The sequence below is a fragment of the Streptomyces hygroscopicus subsp. hygroscopicus genome (assembly GCF_001553455.1).
Classification (GTDB): domain Bacteria; phylum Actinomycetota; class Actinomycetes; order Streptomycetales; family Streptomycetaceae; genus Streptomyces; species Streptomyces hygroscopicus.
This window is the reverse complement of the sequence record NZ_BBOX01000283.1, coordinates 1-6,450: the sequence shown is the minus strand read 5'-3', so window position 1 is coordinate 6,450 and position 6,450 is coordinate 1. Positions and strand designations below refer to the sequence as shown.

Sequence of the window (6,450 nt, the reverse complement as noted above, 5' to 3'; positions counted from 1 at the left end):
GGCTCACGCCGCGCCCGGGTGTGCCCGGCCGGGCGACGGCGCGGCCGGCAGGCGGACCACCAGGCGCGCCCCGCCGAGGCCGCCGTCGTCCGGCGCCGGGTCCTGGTCGGCGTAGGCGGTGCCGCCGTGTGCGGTGACGACCGTGCTGACGATGGCGAGGCCGAGGCCCGAGCCGCCGGCCTCGCGGGACCGCGCTTCATCGAGCCGGGTGAAACGCTCGAAGACCCGCAGCCGGTCCGCGGCCGGGATGCCCGCCCCGTCGTCGCTGACGGTCAGTTCGACGGTGCCGTCCCGTTCCCCCAGGGCCACCCGCACCCGCTGGTCGGCGTGGCGGCGGGCGTTGTCCAGCAGATTGCGCACGACGCGGCGCAGCGCCTCGGCGTCGCCCCGCACCCGCCCGCCGGAGACCCGGCGGGCGTCGATGTCCGCCCGGGTCAGCGAGCGCTGCCTGCGGACCTCGGCCAGCACCACCTCGTCCAGGTCGATGACGCGCGTGGCCGGTGACCGCGGCCGGGCCGGGTCCTCGCTGCGGGCCAGTGCCAGCAGGTCCTTGACCAGGTCGTGCAGCCGTACCGTGTCCTCCAGCAGCGCGGCGGCCGTGCGCGGGTCCCGGGTGGGATCGGGGTAGCTGGACATGACCTCGAGCTGGGCCCGCAGGGCCGTCAGCGGGCTGCGCAGTTCGTGTGCGGCGTCGACGACGAAGCGGCGCTGGGCGACCGAGGCGTCGTCGAGGCGGGCGAGCATGTCGTTGAGCGTGACGCCGAGTGCGTGGATCTCGTCCTGGCAGGCGGGCAGGTCGAGGCGGCGGTGCAGATCGGTCGCGGTGATGTCGGCGGCTTGGCGGCGCAGGGTTTCGACCGGGCGCAGCGTGCGGCCGGCGGTGAGCCAGATCGTCCACGCCACCAGCGCGGTCAGCGCGGGTACCGCGACCACCAGGCCGGTGGTCAGACTGGACAGAGTGTGCTCGGCCTGGGACAGGGACACCCCCACGACGATGGTGGCGGGGCGGCCGTCGATACGGATCGGCCGGGCCAGTACGCGGAAGTCGCCCCCGTCGCCGATGCCGAGGCCGCGGAGGGTGGCGGGGTGTCCCGCGAGCACCCGCGCGGGGAGGGGGGTCGGGAAGCCGCTGAGGCTGCCCGGCCGCGTGTCGACGTCGGAGCTGGCCCGCACCTTCCCGTGGGCGTCGAGCACCTCCACGACATCGGCGTCCCCGCCGTTGGAGGGGATGAGGGAACCCAGCCGGTCGTGCCGGACCAGGGAGGTGACGTCGGACAGCCGCTGGCTCGCGGTGCTGTCCCGGTCGCGCCACATGGAGTGCCGCAGACCGAGCAGCAGGCCGAGGCCGGCCGCGACCATCGCGATGACGACGATCACCGTGGCCCACATAGTGACCCGGGTCCGCAGCCGCAGCCGCCGGGTCAGCCTCCGCACCGGGCCGAGTGCCGGACGCCGGAGGGGAAGGCGTCGGGACATTCAGCCGCCCTTCGCGTCCAGCCGGTAGCCGATGCCGCGCACGGTCTCGATGGCGGACCGGCCGAAGGGGGTGTCGATCTTGCGCCGGAGGTAGCCGACGTAGACCTCGACGATGTTGGGGTCGCCCTCGAACCAGGCGTCCCAGACCTGGGCGAGCAGTTCCGTCTTGCTCACCACCGTGTCGGGGTTGCGCAGCAGGAACTCCAGCAGTCCGAACTCGCGCGGGGTCAGGTCCAGGCGCTCGTCGCCCCGGCCGCACCGGTGGGCGGCCGGATCCAGCCAGAGATCACCCGCACGGAGTACCGGCGAGCGCTGCGGGGCGCTGCGGCGCAGCAGTGCGCGGATCCGGGCCAGCAGGACCACGAACGAGAACGGCTTGGTCAGATAGTCGTCCGCGCCGAGGTCGAGGGCGTCCGCCTCGTCGTACTCCCCGTCCTTGGCGGTGAGGATCAGCACGGGGGTGGTGATGCCCGCGGCGCGCAGGGTCCGGCACACGTCATAGCCGTTGCGGCCGGGCAGCATCAGATCGAGCACGATCACCGCGTAGTCGTTGTGCCTGATCAGGCCGAGGGCCTTCGCGCCGTCCTCGGCGATGTCCACGCTGAACCCCTCGGCGCGCAGTCCGCGGTCCACGGCGGCGGCGATGTTCTGCTCGTCCTCGACAACCAGCACGCGCATGCGACATCACCCCATGACCGTACCGACGGCTCGGCCGGACGACTGATCCTCGGTTGCGAGTCTAGAGGCCGGACCGCAGGTGGGCGCGGTTCTCTCAGCGGGCTCTCAGGATCCCCTCAGCGCATCCTCAGCGCTCTCAGCGTGTGCACAGGCCGTACCCGACACAGTGGAGAGTGCCTGTTCCGCACCGCCGCCGAGTCCCGACGGACCGGCACCATCCGACGAAAGGCGCCGATCGTGGCACCGACTTCCGCGCACTGGCGCACGGACGAACGTCCGTCCCCCGCCGGCACCGCGCCGGAGCCCGTCCAGCACCTCCGCGAGCCCACCCTCTCCCGCCCGGCTGCTTCCGCCGGGCTCTGGGCACTGATCATCGCCGGAGGGTACGCCGCGGGCCTCGCGGCGGACGCCTTCGGCGTTCCCGCCCCCTACCTGCTGTGCTCCCTGCTGGCCGGTGCCGCCCTGGCGCTGTGCGGTCGGGTCCGCGACCGGCTTCCGGCACCGGCCAACAGCGCCTCGCAGGCGCTGGTGGGCGCCCTCATGGGCAGCTACCTCACCCCGGCCGCCCTCGCCTCCGCCGCGCCCGTCGCGCTGCCGCTGACCGCGGTCACCGCGGCCACCATCGGGCTGAGTCTCGCGGTCGCCTGGTTGCTGGCCCGCGGCGGCCGCGTCGGCCGCTCCAGCGCCGTCCTCGGCATGGTGCCCGGCGGTTCGGCCGCGATCGTCACCTGCGCCGACGAGTTGAACGCCGATGTACGGCTCGTCGCCTTCACCCAGTACCTGCGCGTCGGTCTCGTCGCCACCGCCGCCCCGCTGGCGGCCCACTGGATGACCTCCGCGTCCCCCGCCGCGGGCGGCCACCCGGCCGCGGGCGGGGGCGGCGCCGGATCCGGCCTCCTCCACCTCGTCGCCGGATCGGACCAGCTCACCGGCCTGGTCACGCTGGCCGCCATCACCCTCGCCGGCTCCTGGGCCGGGCGACGGCTGCGGGTGCCCACGCCCCTGCTGATGGGCCCGATGCTGGTCGCCCTGGCCGCCACGCTCAGCGGCGTCGTGCCGGGCTTCGCGCCCGTCGGGGTGCTCCGGAACATCGTCTTCGTCCTCGTCGGCCTCGACGTGGGCGTACGGTTCACCCGCCGGACCCTCCTGCGCATGCGGCGGCTGCTGCCTCCGATCCTGATCTGCATGGCGGCCGTCTGCCTCGGCTGCGCCGGGCTGGCGTGGGTGTTCGCCGGGGTGACGGGCACGCCGTTCAACGACGCCTACCTCGCCACGACCCCCGGAGGGATCAACGCGGTCCTCGCCACCGCGGTCTCCTCCCACGCGGACGTCGCTCTGGTCTCGACCGTGCAGAGCCTGCGGCTCCTGGTGGTCCTCCTGGCCACGCCGCTGATCGTCCGCCTGCTGGCGCCGAGGTGGGCGGGGTCCGCCGGCGTCTCGGGCGGAGGCGGAGGAGGCCGGCAGGTGATCCGTCCGCCCGGCGGAGCGCTCCGCCGCGCCCCGGCGACGACCTCCTCGGACGGCCCGCCGGCCACCGTCCGGACGTGACGCGGCCCGCGGTGTGACCGCCACCGGCACCGGCGCCGCCCCCGTACCAACCCCGTACCTCCTCGTCGCACCGGCCGCGTCCTGGCGGCACTCCTGGCGGCACGAGAGGTGCGGCACCGGCTGCTCGCCGCCGCTTCCCCCGCCCCTGCCGCCGCCACGGCCGAAAGACCGACGGAGGACCATGCGCCGCAAGATCCTGATCGTCGAGGACGACCACGCCCTGCGGGATGTGCTCCGCCGCGGCCTGTACGACGAGGACTTCCACCCCGTCCCGGCCGCCGACGGGGCCACCGCCCTGCGCCTGGCCACCGCCGACATCGCCGCCGTCGTCCTGGACATCGGTCTGCCCGACGCGGACGGACGGGACGTGTGCCAGGCCCTGCGCGCGGGCGGTTTCCACGCCCCGGTCGTCTTCCTGACCGCACGGCACCACCTCACCGACCGGCTGTCCGGCTTCTCGGCCGGCGGTGACGACTACCTGCCGAAACCGTTCCACCTCGCCGAACTGGCCGCCCGGCTGCGGGCGGCGCTCAAACGGGCCGTGCCCCCGGCCGCCGCGTCGGCCGGGGACCTGGTCCTGGACGCGATCCGGCACGGCGCGACCGTGCGCGGTACCCGCGTCGCCCTGTCCCCGACCGAGTTCCGGCTGCTGGCCACGCTCGTCGCCGCCGACGGGGACCTGGTGCGCCGCGACGAGGGTCACCACGAAGACCGAGAAGAGCGCGATCGTGGTGAGGAAGTAGCCGAGCTTCATCGTCTGCGCGAAGAGGTCTCCGGCCGTCTCACCCAGGGTCGTCGCCGCGATCTTCATGATCCAGAAGGCCAGGGTGACCTCGGGCAGTTTCTTCATCACCGACGTGCTCGTACTCGCGGCGTCGAGGTCGGTGAGGATGTCTGACTTCCCCAATGTCATGCACTCCCGTCTGGTGGGGGGATACGGAGCCCGCGCCGAGGCGGCCGGGCGCCCCGCGAAGGGGCGCCGACCGCGGACGACGGCGGAATACGACCCTGCGGGCCGCAGCCTGAACGCATCCTGAACACCTGCCGGGGCTCGGGCCGCCCGCCGGGGCCTCAGCTCGCCCGTCGGCCGGCTCGCTCCGGTGCGATGACGTCCTTGCGCGACACCGACAGGAACACGACCAGGCCGACGATGACCGTCAGGAACAGCGCACTGGTCACGACCGTGCCCAGGCCGAGGCCGCCGTCTCCGGTCGGCTGCGCGAGGTAATCGCCGACGGAGGCGCCGAGCGGGCGGGTGAGGACATAGGCGATCCAGAAGCTCCACACCGCGTCGAGGCCGAGGGCGAAGCGGGCGACCGCGACCGCGGCGATGGCCAGGGCGAACAGCACCGCGGACAGCCAGTACCCGAGGTTCATCCGCTCGGAGACCAGGTCACCGGCCGCGGTCCCCAGGGCGAAGGTGAACAGCACCGCGAGCCAGTAGAAGGACTCCCGGCCGGTGGTGTCGACGCTGTGGATGGACAGCGTCCGCTCCCGCCGGTACCAGGCGACGAAGACGAGCGCCAGGACGATCGCGAACACCGTCGTACTCGTCTCCAGCGGCACGCCCATGTTGTCGGTGAGGTTGTCGCTGATCAGCGTGCCGACGACGCTGATCAGGGCGACGGCCGGCCAGTACACGGCCGCGCGGTAGCCGCTGGTGCGGAACTGCGCCACCAGCACCACGGCCAGCACCGCGCTCATCAGCGCCGACACGCCCGTCAGGCCGAGTCCGGCCTTCTCGTTCAGCAGATCGGCCGCGGTCTCACCGACCGAGTGCACAGCACCTTGATGATCCAGAAGTAGACGGTGACTTCGGGCACCTTGTTCCAGCGCGGTCGGTGCCGCGCCCGAGGGGCGGGTGCGTCGGCCATCGGGGTCGCGAGGGGCTCGGATGTCTCGTAGGTCATGGGACGGACCCTGGCACCGGATACCTGAACGCATCCTGATCGCCGGGACGGCACCCCGCGTACGTCAGCGGCCCGTTCCGGCCCGGTACCGGGACGCGTCGGGCCGGGCGGGCGGCGAGGGTGAGTGCGGGGAGGCCGGCTCGGGTCACCCGGCGTCGTCGCGGCGAGGGCGCCGGCGGCGCAGGTGGCGGGCGGCGAGTGCGGCGATGACCACGGCCGCGGCGGCGAGCAGGTACAGGCCGTAGCGCTGGATGGCCGGGTAGAGGGTATGGAGGTGCCGGCCGGCGAGGGCGCCGAGGGTGATCCAGGTGCCGACCCACAAGGCGGCGCCGAGGGCGTTGAAGGCGAGGAAGCGGCGCCACGGCATTTCGGCGAGTCCGGCGATGATGCCGTTGACCTGGCGCAGGCCCTCGATGAACCGGGCAACGGTGATGATCTTGCCGCCGTGACGGGCGAAGAACGCCTCGGCTCGGGCGATGCGGGCTTCGGTGAGCAGGACGTAGCGGCCGTAGCGGGTGATGAGCCGGTGGCCGCCGAAGCGGCCGATGGCGTAGCCGAGGTTGTCGCCCATCATGGCGGCGAAGAAGGCGACGACGGCCACCGCGACGATGTTCATCCGGCCCGCACCCGCGGAGACGGCGGCGGCGATCATGACGGTTTCACCGGGGACCGGGACTCCGAAGTCCTCGACGAACACCAGGGCGGCGAGGGCCAGATAGCCCCAGTGCTCCAGCAGTGGGGTGACGCCGCCAAGGGCGCCGGGCAGCGGGGGCGCGGCCATCGGGGGCTCCTCTCCGGTTGCGTCTCGGCCTCGGGCTCGGTGGGCGCGGTGCGGCGG

General features: G+C 73.6%; 4 protein-coding genes and 3 pseudogenes. 2 read left to right on the top strand and 5 right to left on the bottom strand.

The window, feature by feature from the left end:
• Window positions 1–3 precede the first annotated feature (3 nt).
• Together AXW62_RS26700 and AXW62_RS26695 are read right to left on the bottom strand one after the other, a co-directional pair.
• Window positions 4–1,434, bottom strand: a complete 1,431-nt coding sequence (locus AXW62_RS26700; RefSeq protein ID WP_159060965.1) for an ATP-binding protein — start codon at window positions 1,432–1,434, stop codon at window positions 4–6.
• Between the two features lie 42 nt (window positions 1,435–1,476).
• A complete protein-coding gene (locus tag AXW62_RS26695; protein WP_030842881.1) occupies window positions 1,477–2,154 on the bottom strand; it encodes a response regulator transcription factor in 678 nt (225 codons plus the stop codon).
• Window positions 2,155–2,391: 237 nt separating this feature from the next.
• Here AXW62_RS26695 and AXW62_RS26690 point away from each other — a divergent pair, with 237 nt between their 5' ends.
• Both AXW62_RS26690 and AXW62_RS26685 read left to right on the top strand, forming a co-directional pair.
• Complete coding sequence (locus AXW62_RS26690) at window positions 2,392–3,702, top strand: AbrB family transcriptional regulator (protein WP_079115812.1); 1,311 nt, start codon at window positions 2,392–2,394, stop codon at window positions 3,700–3,702.
• Between the two features lie 181 nt (window positions 3,703–3,883).
• A pseudogene (locus AXW62_RS26685) lies at window positions 3,884–4,399 on the top strand (response regulator transcription factor); the annotation flags it as partial.
• Window positions 4,400–4,447: 48 nt separating this feature from the next.
• Here AXW62_RS26685 and AXW62_RS46120 read toward each other — a convergent pair.
• From AXW62_RS46120 to AXW62_RS26675, 3 genes and pseudogenes are all read right to left on the bottom strand, one after another.
• Window positions 4,448–4,513 (bottom strand): annotated as a pseudogene (locus tag AXW62_RS46120) (hypothetical protein); the annotation flags it as partial.
• 260 nt (window positions 4,514–4,773) lie between these two features.
• Window positions 4,774–5,612 (bottom strand): annotated as a pseudogene (locus tag AXW62_RS26680) (COG4705 family protein).
• Window positions 5,613–5,757: 145 nt separating this feature from the next.
• Window positions 5,758–6,393: a DedA family protein gene (locus tag AXW62_RS26675; protein ID WP_060946757.1), complete on the bottom strand. Its 636-nt coding sequence runs from the start codon at window positions 6,391–6,393 to the stop codon at window positions 5,758–5,760.
• Window positions 6,394–6,450: the final 57 nt, after the last annotated feature.

Excerpts from the sequence above, each read along its gene's own strand:
- AXW62_RS26695 (WP_030842881.1), bottom strand. The coding sequence starts at position 2,154 with ATGCGCGTGCTGGTTGTCGAGGACGAGCAGAACATCGCCGCCGCCGTG.
- AXW62_RS26675 (WP_060946757.1), bottom strand. The coding sequence starts at position 6,393 with ATGGCCGCGCCCCCGCTGCCCGGCGCCCTTGGCGGCGTCACCCCACTG.